At 70.2% G+C, this 19,190-nt stretch carries 15 protein-coding genes and 1 pseudogene; 5 read left to right on the top strand and 11 right to left on the bottom strand.

Annotation, left to right across the window (positions count from 1 at the left end):
- Positions 1-4: 4 nt before the first annotated feature.
- The 7 genes from ACZ63H_RS31845 to ACZ63H_RS31815 all read right to left on the bottom strand — a co-directional run bounded on the left by ACZ63H_RS31845 (position 5) and on the right by ACZ63H_RS31815 (position 9,861).
- Positions 5-778 (bottom strand): FHA domain-containing protein, encoded by a 774-nt coding sequence (locus ACZ63H_RS31845; protein WP_469871051.1) that lies wholly within the window; start codon positions 776-778, stop codon positions 5-7.
- Positions 779-1,107: 329 nt separating this feature from the next.
- Positions 1,108-3,156 (bottom strand): DUF8189 domain-containing protein, encoded by a 2,049-nt coding sequence (locus ACZ63H_RS31840; RefSeq protein WP_469871049.1) that lies wholly within the window; start codon positions 3,154-3,156, stop codon positions 1,108-1,110.
- A 28-nt stretch (positions 3,157-3,184) separates the two neighbouring features.
- Positions 3,185-4,657, bottom strand: a complete 1,473-nt coding sequence (locus ACZ63H_RS31835) for a DUF8189 domain-containing protein (protein WP_469871047.1) — start codon at positions 4,655-4,657, stop codon at positions 3,185-3,187.
- Positions 4,658-4,668: 11 nt separating this feature from the next.
- Entirely contained in the window at positions 4,669-6,228 is a 1,560-nt protein-coding gene (locus ACZ63H_RS31830; protein ID WP_469871045.1) for a DUF8189 domain-containing protein, read from the bottom strand.
- A 12-nt stretch (positions 6,229-6,240) separates the two neighbouring features.
- The gene (locus ACZ63H_RS31825; protein WP_469871043.1) at positions 6,241-7,230 is read right to left on the bottom strand and encodes an alpha/beta hydrolase; all 990 of its coding nucleotides are present in this window, start codon (positions 7,228-7,230) and stop codon (positions 6,241-6,243) included.
- Positions 7,231-7,391: 161 nt separating this feature from the next.
- A complete protein-coding gene (locus tag ACZ63H_RS31820; protein ID WP_469871042.1) occupies positions 7,392-8,858 on the bottom strand; it encodes a hypothetical protein in 1,467 nt (488 codons plus the stop codon).
- Positions 8,859-9,402: 544 nt separating this feature from the next.
- Positions 9,403-9,861, bottom strand: a complete 459-nt coding sequence (locus ACZ63H_RS31815) for a carboxymuconolactone decarboxylase family protein (protein WP_469871040.1) — start codon at positions 9,859-9,861, stop codon at positions 9,403-9,405.
- Positions 9,862-9,947: 86 nt separating this feature from the next.
- Between ACZ63H_RS31815 and ACZ63H_RS31810 the strand changes: the two genes are divergently transcribed.
- Entirely contained in the window at positions 9,948-10,850 is a 903-nt protein-coding gene (locus tag ACZ63H_RS31810; RefSeq protein ID WP_469871038.1) for a sigma-70 family RNA polymerase sigma factor, read from the top strand.
- A gap of 512 nt (positions 10,851-11,362) precedes the next feature.
- Here the strand turns inward: ACZ63H_RS31810 and ACZ63H_RS31805 are convergent.
- From ACZ63H_RS31805 to ACZ63H_RS31795, 3 genes are all read right to left on the bottom strand, one after another.
- Positions 11,363-11,977: a ricin-type beta-trefoil lectin domain protein gene (locus ACZ63H_RS31805; protein WP_469871036.1), complete on the bottom strand. Its 615-nt coding sequence runs from the start codon at positions 11,975-11,977 to the stop codon at positions 11,363-11,365.
- A 76-nt stretch (positions 11,978-12,053) separates the two neighbouring features.
- Positions 12,054-12,536 (bottom strand): hypothetical protein, encoded by a 483-nt coding sequence (locus ACZ63H_RS31800; RefSeq protein ID WP_469871034.1) that lies wholly within the window; start codon positions 12,534-12,536, stop codon positions 12,054-12,056.
- Positions 12,537-12,784: 248 nt separating this feature from the next.
- Positions 12,785-14,203 (bottom strand): DUF6056 family protein, encoded by a 1,419-nt coding sequence (locus ACZ63H_RS31795; RefSeq protein WP_469871033.1) that lies wholly within the window; start codon positions 14,201-14,203, stop codon positions 12,785-12,787.
- Positions 14,204-14,641: 438 nt separating this feature from the next.
- Here ACZ63H_RS31795 and ACZ63H_RS31790 point away from each other — a divergent pair, with 438 nt between their 5' ends.
- Complete coding sequence (locus ACZ63H_RS31790) at positions 14,642-16,123, top strand: glycosyltransferase (RefSeq protein WP_469871031.1); 1,482 nt, start codon at positions 14,642-14,644, stop codon at positions 16,121-16,123.
- A 200-nt stretch (positions 16,124-16,323) separates the two neighbouring features.
- Here the strand turns inward: ACZ63H_RS31790 and ACZ63H_RS31785 are convergent, their stop codons facing one another.
- On the bottom strand, positions 16,324-17,109 hold the full coding sequence (locus ACZ63H_RS31785; RefSeq protein WP_469871029.1) for a hypothetical protein: 786 nt from the start codon (positions 17,107-17,109) through the stop codon (positions 16,324-16,326).
- Between the two features lie 64 nt (positions 17,110-17,173).
- Here ACZ63H_RS31785 and ACZ63H_RS31780 point away from each other — a divergent pair, with 64 nt between their 5' ends.
- From ACZ63H_RS31780 to ACZ63H_RS31770, 3 genes and pseudogenes are all read left to right on the top strand, one after another.
- The gene (locus ACZ63H_RS31780) at positions 17,174-17,542 is read left to right on the top strand and encodes a BlaI/MecI/CopY family transcriptional regulator (RefSeq protein ID WP_469871027.1); all 369 of its coding nucleotides are present in this window, start codon (positions 17,174-17,176) and stop codon (positions 17,540-17,542) included.
- Positions 17,539-18,339 (top strand): annotated as a pseudogene (locus ACZ63H_RS31775) (M48 family metalloprotease). Before ACZ63H_RS31780 ends, ACZ63H_RS31775 begins: the two are co-directional and overlap by 4 nt.
- Before the next feature lie 242 nt (positions 18,340-18,581).
- Positions 18,582-19,190, top strand: coding sequence for a TetR family transcriptional regulator (locus ACZ63H_RS31770; protein WP_469871025.1), 609 nt, complete (start codon positions 18,582-18,584; stop codon positions 19,188-19,190).

Here is a 19,190-nt window from a genome sequence, read left to right as displayed (position 1 = left end):
CCTCCTACCTCCCGTGCCCGGCCGGGTCGGTCCGCGGCGGCAACAGGGCGAGATGCTCCTCCCGCACGATGCCGAACTTCAGGGCGAGGCCGACCACGGCCTCCCGCTTGCCGTTCCTCCGGTCCGCCCGGCCGGCCTCGTCCGGGCCGGGGACACCGATCCGCAGTTTCTCGTCGGCCAGGTAGTCGATGTGCGAACTGACCGCGCGAGCCGTCAGCCTGGCACAGGCCGCGTGGGCGCGGAGCCGCTCCACGACCTGGGGCGTGGTCGGCACGGCGACCGGCGAACGGTCCCGCAGCCATGGTTCGCAGAGCGCGACGAGCACGAGGAAGTAGGTGGCGGTCTCGTCCAGGGAGTACGCGCTCAGGGTGCGGCTCTCCCAGGAGCCGCCCAGGGGGTGCGGGTCCAGATAGATGTGGTCGGGCGCGAACACCTGGAAGAACACCGGCGTGTCACGGCGCGTGGGCAGCACCACCCGGGAGAACTCGAACGGAATGGGCGCGCCGACCCGGCGCGGCGGCACCCGCAGGTACTCGCCCGCCCCTTCCGGGTTCTCCACCAGATAGCCATGGGCGGTGCTGAGGTTGCTCAGCTGCCAGTGGTCATCGGTCGCGCGGATCTCCCCCGCCAGGCGGGAGACCGCCTCGTCGGCGAGGCGGAGTTCGACCGGGGTGCCCGGCGCCCCGCGACCGAACCGTGCGCGTTCCCCCGGACCGAGCCGCAGGGTCACCGCGTCGCCGCCGCTCCCCTCCGGCACGTGGACGACAATCCCGCTCACCGTACCCCCGTTCCGACCGATGCCCGACACCCCGAACGTTACCGCTTGCACATGGTGATTCACCGCGTGTACGGGTCACTTGGGGGTGGATCAGGGGGTCGGGCCGCGGGTCGGCAGCGGGAAGCCGGGCGCATCCGCACCCCGGTCGAAGCGTCCCCCCGCCGGGCGGGGTGACTACGACGATCCGGGCGGCGCCGTTCGTCGGCGGCAGAGGTCCGCCGGTCCGCGGCGGCTCCCTGCCGGAGTGCCGACGACCGGCCGGCCGGTTGAACGGGCAGGCGGAGGGGGAGCCTCCCGGCCGGGCAGGGGGCGGGGCCGGCCGGGCGGGTTCAGAGGGCGACCGCGCCTGAGAGGAGCGCGGCCACCGGGCGGTCGCCGAACGCGGTCCAGGGCCGCCAGCCGCCGCCCGGCCGCAGCTGCACGCGGGTGCGTACCCGGCCGTCGGTGGTGACGGCGAAGACGTGCACACGGCCCGTGGCGTCGGCCGCGGCCGACGGCGCGGCGGCGAGCACGACACCCGGCTCGCCGAAGTCCTCGCCGGCGTCCCAGCCACCGCCCGGCGCGACCTGCCGGCGGTGGGCGAGCCGGTCGCCGCCCGGGGAGAGCGCGAACGCCTCCAGGCGGCCGTCCGCGCCGGGGACGAGCAGCGGGGCCGCGGCCGACCAGCCGAACAGCGGCTGCCAGTCGTCCCAGCCGCCGCTGGGCGCCGACTGGCGCCGGTGGAAGGCCGCCACCCCGGAAGGGGCGATCGCGGCGACAGTGAGCCGTCCGCTGCCGTCGCGGGTCACCCGGGGCGCGGCACCGGCCGCGGTGCCGAAGCCGCTCCACGGGCCCCAGGCACCGCCCGGCGCCTCCTGCCACCGGTGGTGGATCGCGGTACCGCCGGGGGCGAGGACGAACACCTCCAGCCGGCCGTCGGCGTTGACCGCGACGACCGGCGGCGCTCCCACGGGACCGCCGAAACCGGCGTCCCAGGGGTCCCACGTCAAGGCTCCCGGCGACGACTGCCGCCGCCGGGCGATGACGGTACCGCCGGGGTTCGGCGCGAAGACCTCAAGCCGGCCGTGCGCGTCGCGGGCGACGGCGGGGGCGGCTCCGGCCGGGCCGCCGAACTCCTCCCAGTCGTACCAGCCGCCGTCGGGTCGCTGCACCCTGTGGTGCAGGTTGGCTCCGCCGGGGGCGAGCGAGAACACCTCCAGCGCGCCGTCGGTGTCGCGGCCGAGCGTGGGAGCCGCCCCCGCCGGGCCGCCGAACGGCTCCCAGTCGGACCACGTGTCGGCGTCCGGGTCGAGCTGGACGCGCCGCAGCATGGAACGGTCCCCGGCGTCGAGGGCGAACAGGGTCAGCCGGCCCCGGACGTCCAGGGCGGCGACCGGGTGGTCCGGGCTCTGCCAAGGGGGTGGTGTGTCCTGCCAGTTCAGCGGTGCCAGGTACAGGCCGCGCCGGAACCAGCCCGCGGCGCTCGCGTACCACCGCTGTCCGTCGGTGACCGGCTCGACGGCGTGTCCGGGCACGTGGCCGGCGTAGCCGTCGAGGGTGAAGCGGAAGGGGTCCCGGGAGGCGAGGACGTCGGTGCCGTCGTAGCCGCCGCGGGGCCCGAGGAACAGGTGGTACCAGCCGTCCCGTTCGACGACGAAGGGCGACTCGGTGACGGAGACGCCGGTCTGCTCGGTGGACTCGTCGGCGTACGCGATGCCGGGTTCGCTCCAGTGCAGCAGGTCGGCGGACCGGCGGTAGCAGACCAGGTGGCGGCCGTCGACGGCAGACGACTCGGTGTAGTACACGACCCACTCGCCGCCGATCCGCACGACCATCGGATCGCGCGCCGCACGCCCGCGGAACAGCGGTCCTGACGGCACACGGGTCCAGGTGAACAGGTCGGTGGAGGTGGCCAGGTTGATCGCGGCCCCGCCGCTGCCGCCGGCGGCGTAGAACATCCAGTACGTGCCGCCCGCCTCGATGACGTGCGGCGCCCACAGGTGCTGCTCACCGTGGTAGGCCGGGTCGACGGTGAGCGCGTCGGCGTGGGCGGTCCACGGGCCGTACGGGTCGGGCGCGGACGCGTGGGTGAGGGAGATCTCTCGGGCGCTGTCGGGGGCCTGACCGGGCGCGGCGCTGTCACCGACGATGCCGAACAGGTGCCACCGGCCGTTCGCGGTGATCAGGGTGTGGTCGTTGAGGTAGCGCCGCCGGCCGGGGAGGGACGGGTCGTGGACGTGGGTGAAGGGACCGGCGCCGATCCACCGGTGGGACGGGACGTCCCCCGGGGACCCGCCGACGGCGGACGCGGACGCGGACGCGGTACGGTCCCGGAGCGGGAGCGCGAACGCTCCCGCTCCGGCCGCACGCAGCAGGGACCGCCTGCTGATCGGATGCATGACTCTTCTCCGCGGGGACCCCGAGGGGTCAGTCGACGGCGGGACCGGCGGTGTTGTTGAGCCAGGTCCATTCGGACCAGGTGGCGAATCCGGTCTGCCATTTGTGGTGGATACCGGCGTGGCTGGTGCCGAAGACTTCGATGCGGCCGTCGGCGTTGGCCGTGGCGGTGATCTCGGTTCCGGGGCCGCCGAAGGTGTCCCATGGGCCGTAGGGGGCGTTGACGCCGGTCTGCCAGAGGTGCTGGGCGACGCTGCCGTTGATCGCGAACACCTCGACCCGGCCGTCGGGCGAGCGTTCGCTGGTGAGCTGGGAGCCGGCCGGGCCGCCGGTGGGCTCCCAGCCGGACCAGTTGGTCGGGCTGGTCTGGTATTTGTGGTAGACGCCGGTGGGTCCGGAGGCGAAGACTTCGAGTCGTCCGTCCTGGTTGTGGTCGACGGTGAGGTCGTGTCCGCCGCCGCCGAAGGTTTCCCACGGTGACCAGCCGCCGTTGACGGCTGTCTGGTAGAGGTGTTGGAAGGTGTCGCCGTTGAGGGCGAAGACTTCCAGGCGTCCGTCGTTGGACTTCTCCATCTCGATGGTGCTGTCGGCGGGTCCGCCGCCGGCTGGTTCCCACTGCGACCAGTTGCTGTTCGCGGCGGTCTGGTATTTGTGGTAGACGCCGACGGGTCCGGAGGCGAAGACTTCGAGTCGTCCGTCGCCGTTGGCGCCCACCGCGATGTCGTGGCCGCCGCCGCCGAAGGGTTCCCAGCCGGACCAGGCGCCGGATGGTGCGAGTTGGTAGCGGTGCTGGAGGATGTTTCCGTTGATCGCGAAGACTTCGAGGCGTCCGTCGGCGTTGGGTCCGATCGCCAATTGCGCGCCTGTGGGTCCGCCCAGGGGTTCCCAGTCCGACCAGCCGCTGTTGACGCCTGTCTGCCAGGCGTGGTGGATACCGTCGGGCCCGGCGGCGAAGACCTCCAGCCGTCCGTCCGCGGAACGTGCCGACACCACCCGGCCGGACTCCGCCGGATACACCAGCGGGGCGGGTCCGGGCTCGTGGTGGCCGAGACGGTTGACCGCGGCCTGCGCCTCGTCCATGTGCCGCCAGTGCATGCCCTGGTTGTACGTGGACCAGGGCTGCCAGTTCGTGCCCCCGGAGGAGATCTCGAAGGCCGCGTTCGCGTTGCACCGGGCGTCGTAGGCGCAGGCGTCGTCGACCTCGGGGTGCCAGTAGTCGTTGATCTGCCACAGACCACGATCGCGGGAAGGGGGCGTGTTGTTCTGGACGTTGGTCGCCGACGGATCGCAGGAGGACTCCGCGAGGGCGACGGCGACGGCGGTCACCAGGCTGTCCCCGCGGAAGCCGGCGTCGTACCCGACCTGGGCGCACAGGTCGCTCGGGGCGGCGTACGCGGGCGAGGCACCGGCGAGGACACCTGCGGCGAGGAGCAGGGAGGCGAGCGACGAAAGGATGACGCGATGGGGCGCTCCACGGGAGCGGGAGCGCTGAGCGGTTCTCACCTGCTGTCTCCTCAACCGACGGCGGGACCGGCGGTGTTGTTGAGCCAGGTCCATTCGGACCAGGTGGCGAATCCGGTCTGCCATTTGTGGTGGACACCGGCGTGGCTGGTGCCGAAGACCTCGATGCGGCCGTCGGCGTTGGCCGTGGCGGTGATCTCGGTTCCGGGGCCGCCGAAGGTGTCCCATGGGCCGTAGGGGGCGTTGACGCCGGTCTGCCAGAGGTGCTGGGCGACGCTGCCGTTGATCGCGAACACCTCGACCCGGCCGTCCGCGGTCCGCTGGCTGGTCAGCTGGGAGGCGGCGGGACCGCCCGTAGCCTCCCACTCGGACCAACTCGTGGTGTTGGTCTGGTATTTGTGGTAGACGCCGGTGGGTCCGGAGGCGAAGACTTCGAGTCGTCCGTCCTGGTTGTGGTCGACGGTGAGGTCGTGTCCGCCGCCGCCGAAGGTTTCCCACGGTGACCAGCCGCCGTTGACGGCTGTCTGGTAGAGGTGTTGGAAGGTGTCGCCGTTGAGGGCGAAGACTTCCAGGCGTCCGTCGTTGGACTTCTCCATCTCGATGGTGCTGTCGGCGGGTCCGCCGCCGGCTGGTTCCCACTCCGACCAGTTGCTGTTCGCGGCGGTCTGGTATTTGTGGTAGACGCCGACGGGTCCGGAGGCGAAGACTTCGAGTCGTCCGTCGCCGTTGGCGCCCACCGCGATGTCGTGGCCGCCGCCGCCGAAGGGTTCCCAGCCGGACCAGGCGCCGGATGGTGCGAGTTGGTAGCGGTGCTGGAGGACGTTTCCGTTGATCGCGAAGACTTCGAGTCGTCCGTCGGCGTTGGGTCCGATCGCCAATTGCGCGCCTGCGGGTCCGCCCAGGGGTTCCCAGTCCGACCAGCCGCTGTTGACGCCCGTCTGCCAGGCGTGGTGGATACCGTCGGGCCCGGCGGCGAAGACCTCCAGCCGTCCGTCCGCGGAACGTGCCGACACCACCCGGCCGGACTCCGCCGGATACACCAGCGGGGCGGGATGCGGGCCGCTGCCCGGCATGCAGGGCATGTCCACACCGCGCTCCGCCAGATAGGGGATCGGGTCGGTGCGCACGCTCGCGCCCGCGTCCCCCCACACCCTCAGGTGCAGGTGCGGGCCGCTGGACTGGCCCTCGCTGCCCATCAGCGCGATCTGCTGGCCGGCCACGACGTGGTCGCCCACCTGAACGTCCCGCTGGTACATGTGGCCGTACTCGGTGATGGTCCCGTCGGGGTGCAGGATGCGGATCCACTGGCCGTAGCCGGATTCGTACCCGGAGATGGTCACCTCGCCGTCGCCCACGGCATGGATCGGGGTGCCGTAGTCGTTGGCGATGTCGATGCCGTTGTGCTCCCAGCTGTAGTGCTGGGAGATGTAGCCGGCCGCCGGGCAGGCGGCGGCGAAACCGGCGGCGGCCCGGGCGGGGGACCCGGCGGGCGCGGAGGAGGCCCGGGCGGGCGCCGCCGCGGCGGCCGGGGAGGTCACCGCCAGGCCGGGCACCAGGACGACGGCCGCCGCGAGCGCCCCGCACAGGGCGCGCCGAGAGAGAGCGAGCAACACGTCAGGCCCCCGTCATGCCTTGCGCAGACGGCCGATGATGCCGTCGATGTCGCGCTGCATCATGTCGCGGCGGATGAAGTGGCCGCCGGGCAGCTCGTACGACTCGTGCGGGATCCCGGCCCCGTCGAGCAGGGAACGGAACTCCCGCTGACCGGCGAGCACCTGGGTCTCGTTGACGGTGTCGAACCAGTTGACCGGGTCCGGGCTGGTGCCGGCGACCAGGAAGACCCGCTTGTTGCGGTAGCTTTCGATCCGCTGCACCGGGTTGTCGGCGCTCACCCGGGCCTCGTCCCAGAACGGCGCCCCGTAGATCGTGCCGCCGTTGAGGTCCAGGGCCGCGGCGGAGGCGTTGGCCCAGTGACCGACGAGCCCGCCGTCGCGGCGCAGGCTGGCCGGACCGGAGTGAGCGCTGACCGAGGCGAAGTGGCCGTAGTACTTGGCCGCGTACTTCAACGCGCCGAAGCCGCCCATGGAGAAGCCGGCCACCGCCCGGCCGTCGTACTCGGCGTACGTCCGGAAGTTCGCCTCGACCCAGGGCAGCAGCTGGTTGATGTGGAAGTGCTCCCAGTTGCGCGGCCCCGCGTTGGAGCTGACGGGGTTGGAGTACCAGCCGGCGTGCCCGCCGTCGGGCATGACCACGATGATCGGCCGGCCGGCGGTCCAGTCGCGGACGCCCTCGCGGTCGAAGGTGATGAAGTCCTGGTCCGTGCCGCCGCCGTGGAAGAGGTACAGGACGGGGTAGGTGCGTCCGCTCCAGTGGTAGTCGTCCGGCAGCAGCACGTTGACGCCGGGGTTCCAGCCGATGGCGTCGGTCTGGAAGCGGTAGTACCACATCCGGCCGTCACTCTCGTTGCGGTCCACGATGCGCAGGCCGAAGCCGTCGCCGGCGGCCGAGGCCGCCGGCGCTTGCGCCAGCACTCCCGCGCCGCCCAGGGCGAGCGCGGCACCGAGGCCGCCGGCGGACTTGAGGATGCTCCTACGGGTGGGGTGGTGCGCGGTCAAGGTGACCTCCTGGGGCGCGTGGCAAGGCCGATCCGGCCGCCGTGAGACGAGCGATTCGGAAAGTAGCGACGCGCGGTCCCGCCGGGGAACCCGGAACCTTACGGACTGACAGATGCCGCGCCCGTGGGCTAGGGGTTTTCCCCTTCCCCGTCCGGTACCGGTCAGCCCGCGGTGATCCGCAGGACGCCGGTCTCCGTGCCCTGGTAGTAGACCCCGCCCGGCGCCGCCGTACCGGCCATCTGCAGGGTGTCGTACAACGCGCCGACGCCCACCCGGTGGCTGCGGATGACCGCGCCGGTCTCCGGGTCGATCTCGGCGTAGCGGTACGGGTCCAGGATCGAGGAGGTGGTGGTGCCCGGGATCACCGGGTCGCGCAGCACGGTGTGCAGCTTGCCATCGGCCGTGGACAGCTTCGGTACGGCGGCCGACCGGGTCTTGTTGTCCCACACCAGGTCGCAGCCGGAGCCGTCGGCCTTGACGTCGACTCTGGTCAGACCACCGATGAAGTCGGCCGAGGACGGCACGCTGGTCCCGGCGTCGTCCGGCAGCGCCGGGTAGGGGTAGCCGTAGGTGCTCGCCACGAAGACGCTCCGGCCCGCCCCGATGGGGGAGTTCTCGCTGCCCGAGCCGCCCGCCAGCAGTACCGGGACGGAGCAGATCTGCCGACCCGTCGAGGTGACGTACACATCGAGGTTCACCTTGCCGTCGGCGTTGTCCACGATGGCCACGTAGTCCGTGCCGTCACCCGGCCCGAAGAAGGTCGGCGTGGAGCCGCTGCCCCAGCTCAACTGGCCCGGCTTGCGCGCCGATCCGCGGTCGTAGGCCTGCCGCCAGGCGACCGTGGGAGTGCCGTCCGCCGAGGCGGTCAGCAGATAGGTGGCGTGGGTGGTGGTGACCAGGGTGCCCTCGGGCGCGGTGGAGATGCTGTTGGCGACCGTCTCGCCGGCCGGGAGACGGAGGGTGCGGACGGTGCCGGTGCGGTCGTCGGCGGTGCCGACCGCCCCGTCATGCGTGGCGAACCAGACCCGCCCCTGATAGTCCGGCGCGATCCCGGTGACCGAGTCGCTCTCGCCGATCACCGAGGTCAGCGACAGGCTCTGGTCGATCGAGAGGGACCAGTCGCCGTCGGCGTCCCGGTGGTGGCCGATCCGCAGCAGCCGGCGGCTGCCGTCGACGACCACCAGCCGGTTGCTCTGGTCCAGGTAGGAGTAGACCCCGCCGAGCAGCGAGCCCTTGGTAAGAGTGAACTCGGCGATCGAGCCGCCGTCGGAAGGGTTGAGCAGATGGACCGTCGGCACCTGGGTGAAGATCGGGGTGCACAGTGCCACCGGGAAGCCGTCGCCACCGACCAGCACGGTCGGGCAGGCCGACGCGAGCGCGATCCGGTTCGAACGCAGGTTCCCGGAACCGGGCCCCGGCAGCGGTGTGGTGTCCGAGGAACCGGAGTCGCCGTGCATGGTGGCGGTGCCGTCGGGGCCGGCGTACGGGTTGTGCGGCTGCTGAGGTGTGAACACCGAGCCGGTGGCACTCGCGGGGGAGGCGGCGCCGAGGGTGGTGAACACCGCGGCGGTGAAGGCGGCGGCGGCCAGCCGGCGCAGTCCGGGGCGGCCGGGAACGGCGAAGGGCATAGGGGGTCCTCGAACGAGAGGGCGGCACGGCGCACATCTGGTGCTGGGGCCGGTGAGCCCTTGTGGTCACAGCGCCAGGGACGCGGGCGCGAGCCGCGGATGGGGGACAGCCGCCGGGCAGGGGACGCGCGGCGGCATTCTTGCCGGGGCGTCCACCGGGAGTGGGGGACGCCGAAGCAGCGGACTCAGGGGGCCGTGCGGGTGCCGGGCGCCCGGACCGGCCGGGGCGCGGCGGACGCGCAGGGCCGGTTACGGCCTACAGAGGCTGGTGGAGAGCCGAACGAAGTCGACGTACCGCCGCGCCGTGAGGAGAGGTCCCGGCTGCATGCCCGAAGAACATCAAGAGGAATGTGCTCATGTCAATATCGGGACCAGCGGATGAGATACCGGTACGGGGCCCGCCGGCCCTCCGAACCGGCAGACGAGACACCCGTACGGAGGCCCACCGGCTCTCGGCCGAGGACCACCGGCCCCTGTCCGGCCGGACCTGGACCGCGAGGCTCTCCACCAGACGCCCAATTAGTGGGCAAGAGCCACGCCGGGTTCAGCCCCAGGTCTTGCCGGCCGGTTCCTTGATGGTGCGGTTGATCCGGTTGAAGAAGTTGGTCAGCGCGATCTCCAGGTTGAGCGCGCCGATCTGCTCCTCGGTGAAATGGGCGTTGACCTCTTCCCAGATCTCGTCGGTGACGCCCGGCGCACCGTCCTGCAGCCGGGTGGCGGCCTCGGCCAGTGCCAGTGCCGCCCGTTCCGCGTCGGTGTAGAACGGCGCCTCACGCCACGCCGCTACGTTGTGCAGCCGCTCGTCGCTGTCACCGGCCTTCTTCCCACCGGCGACACTGGCGTAGACGCACGCCGAGCAGCTGTTGATCTGGCTGGCGCGCAGGTGGACCAGCGCGAGCAGCTTCGGGTCGACACCGCCGGCAGCGATCGCCTTCTGCAGGTGCCGGACCGCGGTCCACACATCGGGGTTGTCCGTGTTCTTGTCCTTGAGCCGGTTTTCCATGCGGGAGTGCTCTCCTTCAACGGGTTACGTTGCGGCGCCTGTGCGCGTCATCCCTATGACGGAACAGCTCCCACGGAGGTAACACCATGACCGGCACCCACCCCGCGGACCCGATCGCCGAAGCCTTCGAGTCCCACCGTGACCGGCTCCGCGCCGTCGCCTACCGCATGCTCGGATCACACGCCGACGCGGAAGACGTGGTCCAGGAAGCTTGGCTGCGTCTGTCCCGCCAGGACACCGGCACCATCGACAACCTCGGCGGCTGGCTGACCACCGTGGTCGGCCGCATCAGCCTCGACACCCTGCGGTCGGGCCGAACGCGCCCAGAAGTCTCCTCCGGCGACCGGCTACCCGAATGCACCGTGACGCTCGACGACGCTCCCACTCCGGAAGACCTCGCGGCACTCGGGGACTCCGTCGGCCTCGCCCTCCTCACGGTCCTCGACTCGCTGCGCCCTGACGAACGACTGGCGTTCGTGCTGCACGACGTGTTCGCCGTGCCCTTCGCGGAGATCGGCACCATTCTCGGCAAATCCGCCGACGCGGCCAAAATGCTCGCCAGCCGCGCCCGCAGGAAGGTACAGGCCGCACAGCAGCCGGTACGCGCCGCACGAGAACAACGCGAGGTGGCGCGAGCCTTCCTGGCCGCAGCACGCGACGGCCGGTTCGAACAGCTGCTGCAGGTCCTCCACCCGGAAGTGAAGTTCACCGTCCACACCACGAACGGCACGTTCGTCACGCTCGGGGCCACCGAAGTCGCCACCCGCGCGCGCGTGGCCGGCAGCGCGGCACGCGGACACGCGGCGATCGTCAACGGCCGCCCCGGCGTCATCTCCTGGAGCGAAGACGGCACCCCGCTGTCCCTCCTCGTCTTCACCGTCGCCGACGGCCGCATCACCGAGATCACCGCCGTGGTCGACCCCGCCGAACTCGCGCTCATGGACCTTCCGGACCCGGTGCGACCCCCTGCCGGCGACGGCCACGCGTAACCGAAGCATTCCGCGCCCGGCCTGCGGAGACGATGAACTCAGCCTCTGAGAAGACCTCACTCGCTCGGAAATTGGATCCACCCGCTGGCGACCGTGCCCGCCACACCCTCACACGGCTATGGCAGCCTTCGTCGCGGGACCTTCTCAACATCGACCTCGGCCACCTCCGCGACGACTTGATGCGCCCGAATTCGGTGGTCGGGCTTGGGCGCCGCGTGATGGCTCACCGCCACCTGGAGTGCGTCGACGCCGCGGCAGCGGCCAGAGCACGCGTGGTCGCCCGTGCACCGAGCAGGTGAGGGTTCCTGCCGGGGCTGCCTGGAGAGTCATCGAGTCGGCCGCTGCTCGTCCATGGGGCAGTGACGCGGTGGCGGTGCGCCCGTAGTCGCGTGAGCAACTGGGGAGAGGTTCGTGTTCCGGGCCGCCGCATCCGGCCGCCTCCACGGGCGGTGGATCGGCGGATCTGTGGAGCCGGCGGGGCCGCACGCCGCGCGGCCTGCGTCGCCGCCGGGTCACGGCCGCCAGGGCCAGGTGTTCTCCGGTCCCACAGGTCGGCACAACCCGAGGTGGAGGCGGGGGGCGCTCCGTGCTGCGTCGTCCTGGATCAGACAGGCGTCGCCCGAGACCAGCTGGCCACTGCGATTCATCCGCCACCGCTGGTCGGGGGCCGTGCTGGCGCATGGCGAGACACGCGGGGACGGCGCGGCGGTCAGACAGCTTCCGTGGACCGTTCTGGACTGCCACCGGCCTGCGCGGAGATGATGCCAGGACTGTTGGGGACTGCCGTTGCAGCGGGCGGTCCGCACGGCGCCTTCTGCCGTCCTCGGCGGCTTGTTCGCAACCTCCAGGCAGAGCTCCGCGCCGCCCGTCTGGGAGATGATCGCGCCGCGACGGGCATGCTGCTGGGGGCGGGGGTACTGCCGGTGCACCCAGTTCCGGTATGCGGGGGTGATCGAGGAGAACTCGTTGCAGCGCAGCGGCTCGCAGTGGACCGTGTGCAGGTACGTTTCGAAGATCCGCTGCTTGGCCCGGGCCTGTGCCGGTGCGAGGTTCTCCGGGAGGAGCGCCACAGGGTATCCGCGGTATGCGACGGTGCCGCCTCGCACATGCAGAGTGAAGCCCGCCATCCGGAAGTACCGCGCTGTCACTCCGTGGTCGCTGTGGTCCGCGCCTCGTGTGTGCGGGTGGCCGAAGGAGGCATTGTCAAAGTCCAGGGTACGAATGCGCTCGGTCTTCCACCGCCTGGCCAGACCGGTGATTGTTGCGACGAGAGATCGCTCCGTGTACCGCGCCGGGGAGCCGACCGTGCTGATGCCGGAGATCTCGCCACGGAAAAGTTTCAGGAGACTCTCGTGCCCGGTAGGCGGGGCTTCCTTTCCCTGTCGGAAGCCCGTCGGGCAGCCGGAAGAAGGCAAGTCGAATTTCGGGTCGTTCACGGAAGGAGAAGAAGGTGATGTCGTGGTTGTTGACGGTGATGGTCTTGGCGACGGTGTGCCGCCGGGAACCCGCCATTGCCGCATAGGCGGCGATCACGCCGTATTCGCGACTCTTCGGGTAGGGGTTGCGGCTGAAGGATTGCCCGGCGTCCCCCGCGGTCAGGCAGACCACGTCCAGGGGGCATCTCGCGGTGATGAGCTGCGGGTTGATGAAGAGGAGGTCATCGTCCTCGTGGGCCACACCGATCATTTCCCGCAGGCAGGAGCCCGATGGCTTTCCGTACGCATCACGTAGGGCGGCATCCCCGGAGTGACCGGTTCGTCGAGGCGGTTGAAGGGACGGCACACCGAGAAGGGCCGGCCCTGCGACGAGAATGAGGCATAGGACGGCCGCGGAAAGTGCTGTGGGAGCGGAGACTGCGCTTTCCCGTCCGAGGCTCCTGCCCACGTGTCCACCCTCTCCTGAGCGCGGTCGCCACCGCCGTCTCCGGCCGCCCGTCAAGGATGCTCGGACGGGGCCCTCCTGCTCGCGCGCTCCGCACCGGCTCGAGGCTTGCCGGTCGCGTTGGTGATGTTCTGGACCCTGTAGTAGCGCGCGACGCAGAGCGCCGGCCACGTATCGTGACCATCCTGGCCGAACGGCTCGGTCATCTTTCTGATGGGGAGCCGCCTGTACGGAAGAACCCGGGCCCCCGCTGCGGCCTGGGCCCGCATCCGCGTGTCCTGCTGGTCCCATGCGCGGGCGCGTGCGGCCATGTCGGAGTTCAGGACCGTGAGCGATGCCGCCAGAGCGAGACAGACGACGCAGTACACAACCATTGCTGCGACGAGGGCGGTGGCTACGTGTCGGCCTCGGCGGTGCCACGCGCGGGCGGCCAGCGCACCTGCATAGACGAGGAACAAGACGTACAGCAGCAGATAGTCGTTCCACAGGCGCGTCGATGTCATCACGCCGGTACGGAAGACGGGGTAGGTGATGACGGTGCAGGCGTAGCCGGCGACCAGGAGAACCACGACGCATGAGCGGAGCAGCAGCGCCTCGTTGTTCGCGCGGGTGACACGCTCCGGAGACACGCGCGCGAGGAGGCAGCCCAGGACGAGGCCGCCGGCGAACGCTCCGAGGTACGGCCAGGCCGTGAGACACCTCAAAGTGATGTAGGCGAACCCGTGCCCGGACTCCCAGAGGGACGCGGGGTCAAGCATGGTCGAGGCGTTCTTCGTCTGGCGCCGGTGCTGTGCACCGGGCGACGTGTAGAGGATCAGCGTTCCGATCACGAGGCCGGCGATCGCGACCGCGCACCACAAGCGGACGAAGCGCCGCCGCGCGGCGGGGACGGCACGGCCGCTGATCACCAGCGTGCACCCGAGGGCGACCAGTGCGACCACGGTGGTTTCCTCCGACAGCATCCCCAGTGCTGTTCCCGTCGCGCCGGCGATGCACAGGGCGAAGGCGCGGCCCCGCAGTGAGGTCGCCCTCATGACCGGGACGATGGCTGCACAGGCGAACACCGGGGGCAGCGTGTGGGAGACGGATGCCGCCGGCCAGTAGAACGTCTTGTAGGTGTTCAGGGAGCCGAAGAGGAAGACGGCGGTCACCGTGGCCGCCGTGAACAACGCTGTTCCGCGCGGCAGCCTTCCTTCCGTGGCAGGCAGCGCGGCGGCGCAGAACGCCCACAGCAGAAGAAGAGTCAGCACTCCGCTGGCCGGCGCGAACCACTGCTGTCCGTCGATGCCGAAGCGCGCGTAAGCCCATACGAGCACGGCGTTGACGACACGCCCGTTGTCCTTGAGATAGAACTTGTCCACCATGGCGGACAGCCCGCCGTCACGGACCACGGGCAGGAAGCACCAGTCGTCCCCGCTGGGCCGCACCCAACGGGCGCTCCAAGCCGCGTAGGCGAGCAGAGCCAGCGGCATGACACAGAGCAATACCGGCCACCAGCGTCCCCGCTGCACCGGCGTTTCCGCGTCCAGGGCACCTCTGGCCCGCTGCCCCCGGACAGTTCTTCCGGGTAGGCGTTCCACGCCCACGCCCGTTCTCCCTTCCGACGGGTATCGCACGTGACGCCCGTTCACCGGCACTTCCGGAGCGTTGCAGGAAAAGAGGAGGAGTGCGGCAGGGAAACGCCTGGTGCATCCAGCCTGCCACTCGGCGCTGGGAAGCGCAGCCCACTGTGGCACACGGGTGAAATGGACAGACAATTCATCCGCTCGGCCCCGAGGAGTCGCTGGGCGGCTCGGAGGAGTGCATGGTCGTTTACGGCAATGTGACTTTTACGAGGCAGGTCTTCGCTCGAGACGTGGACGGGGCGCAGGAATCGGTCTTGAGGCTGCCCCGACTCGCCGGGAATCCGTATGCCAGAATGCAACATCTCCATCGTCGTCCCGTGCTACAACGAAGAAGAGGTGATCAACGCATTCCACGCCACCCTGCTGTCCGCCTTGGAGGCGACACAGCAGAACTTCGAGATCTGTTATATCGACGACGGCAGCAGCGATAACACCCTTCGATGCCTTTGCGCCCTCGCCGCCGGGGACCATCGCGTCCGCTACACCTCCTTCAGTCGAAACTTCGGAAAGGAAGCGGCGATCCTCGCCGGACTGCGCATGTCCCGCGGTGAGGCCGTTGTCCTCATGGACGCCGACCTTCAACACCCGCCCAGTCTCGTCCCGTACATGCTGCAACTGCGCCAGTATGGTTACGATCAGGTCGTGGCCCGTCGCGACCGTGCGGGAGACGGCGTGCTACGCAGCCTGCTCAGTTCCGCCTATTACCGGGTGATGGGCCATGGCATGGACGTCGACATCATCGATGGAGAGGGAGACTTCAGGCTGCTGTCGCGATCGGCTGTCGAGGCCGTACTTTCCATGCCGGAGACGAACCGGTTCTCCAAGGGAATCTTCGCCTGGATCGGCTTCGAGACCGTCAGTTTCAGGTATCACAACGTCGATCGCGCAGCCGGCCGGTCTAAATGGGGTGGCAGGCGGCTTCTCAACTACGGGATCGACGGTCTCATTTCGTTCAACAATCGTCCGTTGCGGCTGGCCTTCTACGCCGGTTTCGCGTTGTCTTTCGCTGCGGCCGTCTATGCGCTGTGGACCATCGTGAACGTTGCCCTGCACGGCGTAGAGGTTCCTGGTTACGCCACCCTGCTGACGGTGGTCATCGCGCTCGGCGGAATCCAGCTCGTCACGGCGGGCATCGTCGGGGAGTACGTGGGACGTATCTACTACGAGACGAAAGGCCGCCCACCCTATGTAGTGCGGGCGACGTCCGACGCTCCGCCACCCTCACGGCCCGCCGACGCGACCGTCGTTTCGCGCCCAGGGGCGCACCGGCTGGATGCCCGATATTCACCGGTCGGACCGAGGGGGAGGGGCAGGGCGCGCACGATGCGCCAGTTTCTCACCTTCGCGGCGATTGGAATCGTCAACACGTCCGTATATCTGACCGTCTACATCGCTCTCAACAGCTGGCTGCCGTACCTCGCCGCCCATTCAATCGGTTTCGCGGTGAGCGTGGTCGGATCGTTCTTACTCAACACGTATATCACCCTTCGCATGAGACCGACTTGGCGTGCGTTTGTCCGTTATCCGCTGTCGAGCGTCGTCAATATGCTGGTCAGTGGGTTCCTGCTCTTCCTCGCTGTGGACACGCTGGGATTGAACAAGAACGTCGCCGCGGTGATCGCCGGAATCATTGCCACCCCGCTTTCCTTCTTTCTGGCCCGCTGGGCGATCGTCTCCGGTGCCCGGGGCCGCCGGCCCTTCACCGCACCGTACAACCCCAAGGCCGGCACAGAGCACGAACAGACGGTTGATGCGCAGCACGATTAAAGGCGCGCAGGCCACGGACGGCGACCGGGGTCGCCGCACACCTCGAAGCCGTCGAGCTTCGGCAACAGCACGTCGAGCACGATCACGTCATACGAGCTGCGGATTGGCTTGACGGTGTCGGCACTCCTGGCCTGCTGGCGGCTTGACCGCGATGAGATGACCTTCAGGGCTCCGGGCGGTAGCCGTGTCCCCGCAGGCGTTCAGGATGTGTTCAGGCGGCATCCGACAGGGTCGAACGCCTCGGCGGCCCGCACTCGGCGCGTCGGCCCGGCAGGAACAAATCCAGCAGGCGTGACACCTGCCTCCAGCTGGGTACGCAGCTCGCGGGACAACTCTCCGGTCAGCTGCTGCTCGTGACGCAGCACCGCGCGTGTCCGGTCCAGCAGGGCGTCGAGGGAGGTGCCCAGGGCTGCGAGTTCGGCCGGGTGCTCCGCGGAGCCGAAGCGGTCCATGGCGGTCACCGCACTCCACTGGGCGGCCTGCTCGGTCATGGCCCGCACGGGGTGCAGTGCCCGGCCCACCGAGAGTCGGGTCAACGCATAGGTGCGGATCAGCATCACGGTGTCCAGGCCGAGCGATCCCAGCAGCAGGGTGTCGGCCGAGTTCCGGTACGGGGCGAGGTCCAGGGCCGTGACCACCATGGCGGCCGTTTGGCGGCCGGATACGAGCCGGGAGCACAGGCGGACGGAGCGTGGACGGGCGGCGCGGACGGTCGTGCAGTCACGGCCGCCCTGTGCGGCGAGCCGGGCGGCAGCCCGGGTCAGCGGACTGTCGGCCGCGGCGGAGGCCGGCTGTTCGAGTAGATGCGTGCCGGCGTGGAACCAGACGTCGCTGTCGAGGAACTGGTCGTCTGCGGTCTCCCGCACGCGCGCCCGTGAACCGCTGGTGTCGACGGTCGTGGCCACCGCGTCCGCACGGGTGCGCAGCTCGTCGTCCGCCTGGTGCCGCTCCACCACCGAGTCGAACACCACGGTCAGGACCGTCACCCCGTCTACAACCTGGTAGACGGTCTACAGAACTGTAGACGATCGTGAGGTGAGGATCGTTCCCATGGGCGACACAACGGGCGACCGTCGGCCGGCGGGTGAGCTGGAGGCCGCCGTGATGGCGGCCCTGTGGGCCGCGGACAAGCCGCTCACCCCGACCCAGGTCCAGGCCGAACTCGCCTCCGGCCTGGCCCGGACGACCGTGATGACGATCTTGACCCGCCTATATGAGAAGGGGACGCTGGAGCGGGAGCGGCGGGGCCGCGGCTACACGTACCGGCCCGTACAGGATTCGCACGGTCTGACGGCACTGCGCATGCACGGTGAACTCGCCCGCGACAGCGACCGGGAGACGGTCCTCGCACGCTTCGTCGCCCAGCTCGGCCCGGACGACGAGCAGGTCCTGCGGCGACTGCTGGAGGAGGGCCTATGACGATCACACTCCTGCTGATGCCGCTCGTCCTGCCCCGCCTCGCACCGGCCCTGGCCCGCCGGATCATCGACCACTGCGCGCCGGCGGCCGCCCTGTGGAATCTCACCGTCTCCGCGCTTCTCCTCGTGGGCGGTTCCGTCACGGCACTCGGCACCCTCGCGCTCGGACGTTCGGTCGTGCGCCAGGCCGCGGGTCTGCGCACCGTCCGTTCTCAGGCCGGACACCGGTCCACCGCGGGCGACCTGTGCGTCATCGACTCCCCGCACCCCGACGCCTTCGCCCTGCCCGGCCGCCCGCACCGCATCGTCGTCACCACTGGGATGCTCCGTGCCCTGCGTCCGGACGAACGTGAGGTGCTCTTCGCGCACGAGTGCGCACACAACACCGGTGGCCACCACTACTTCCTCGCCGCGGCGGAACTCGCCGCCCATTGCCACCCCGCCCTGTGACCGGTCCGCGGGGCCGTTCGGCTCGTCGCGGAACGCGCCGCCGCCGACAAAGCCGCGGTCACCGCCGTCGGCGACCGGCGCCTGACCGCCCGCGCCATCGCCCGAGCGGCTCCGGCCGCGCACGCGGCGGACTCGGGTCGCCCCGCGTTCACACCGGCGGCGACCACGGGACCAGTGCCGCAGCGCGTCGCCGCCCTCCTGTCCCCCGCCGGGCGCGCATCGCGCATCATGCCGTGGATCGCCGTTCTCCTGGCCGCGTGCGCGCTGTTGTCCTGCGCCACTGCGGCGACCGGAGCGCTCGGCGTCCACCGGGACATCGAAGCCGCCCAGGGGGAGACGGGCCGCTGACACGGGGGAGCGCCCGCCGGCAACTGCGTCGCTGTCACACTGAACTGACCTCACACATGCGTCGGACCCGCACGCCAACTGGGAACCCCTGACGGGGTCGTGGACCCCGCGACCCGTGCAGCGAGGCATGGCACGGCACCCTCTCCAACGCATCTGTCAGCCAAACCTCCAGCGGGCGCGTGGAAGTGAGCCCTCGTTGGACTGAGTTCATTATTGAACCGAGTATGGTTACTATGGCCTGAGTGGCAGGCCTTCGTGAGCGTAAGAAGCAACAGACCAGGCAGCGGATCGCCGCGGTGGCGTCGCGGTTGTTCGCCGAGCGCGGTTTCGATGCAGTGACGGTCAACGAGATCGCCGAGGCCGCCGAGGTGGCCAAGGCAACGCTCTTCGCGTACTTCCCGACCAAGGAATCACTCGCTCTGGACGGCGTGGGCGGCGACAACCTGGCCGGGATCGTCGCCCGGCGCACGGCTGACCAGAGCTTCCTGGACGCGCTGCGAGCGCACTATCGTGCGTTCGCCGCCGGACGGACATCAGATGCGGGCCTTGACGCGCTGCTCGCCCGCGTGCGTGTGATCCAGGAAAGCCCGGCCCTGCTGAACGCGGCGAACGGCTTGCTGTACCAGCAACGCCAGGCATTGGCACAGGCCTTGACCGACGAGTACGGCCCCACGGCAGCCGCGCTCATGGCCGCCCAGATCGCGGCGTCCCTGCTCACCCTCCAGGAGACATACTTCCGGCGCCTGCTCGGCGGCACCTCCGCCCAGGACGCCGGCCGTGCTCTGGCCCGGGACGTCGAGCTGGCCTTCGACCTGCTGGAACACGGATTCACTCACGCGGAAGGGTACTGA

Source organism: Streptomyces sp. NPDC104831 (genome assembly GCF_055583025.1).
Note: the sequence above shows the minus strand (reverse complement) of the source record. Positions and strands in the feature narration are given on the sequence as shown.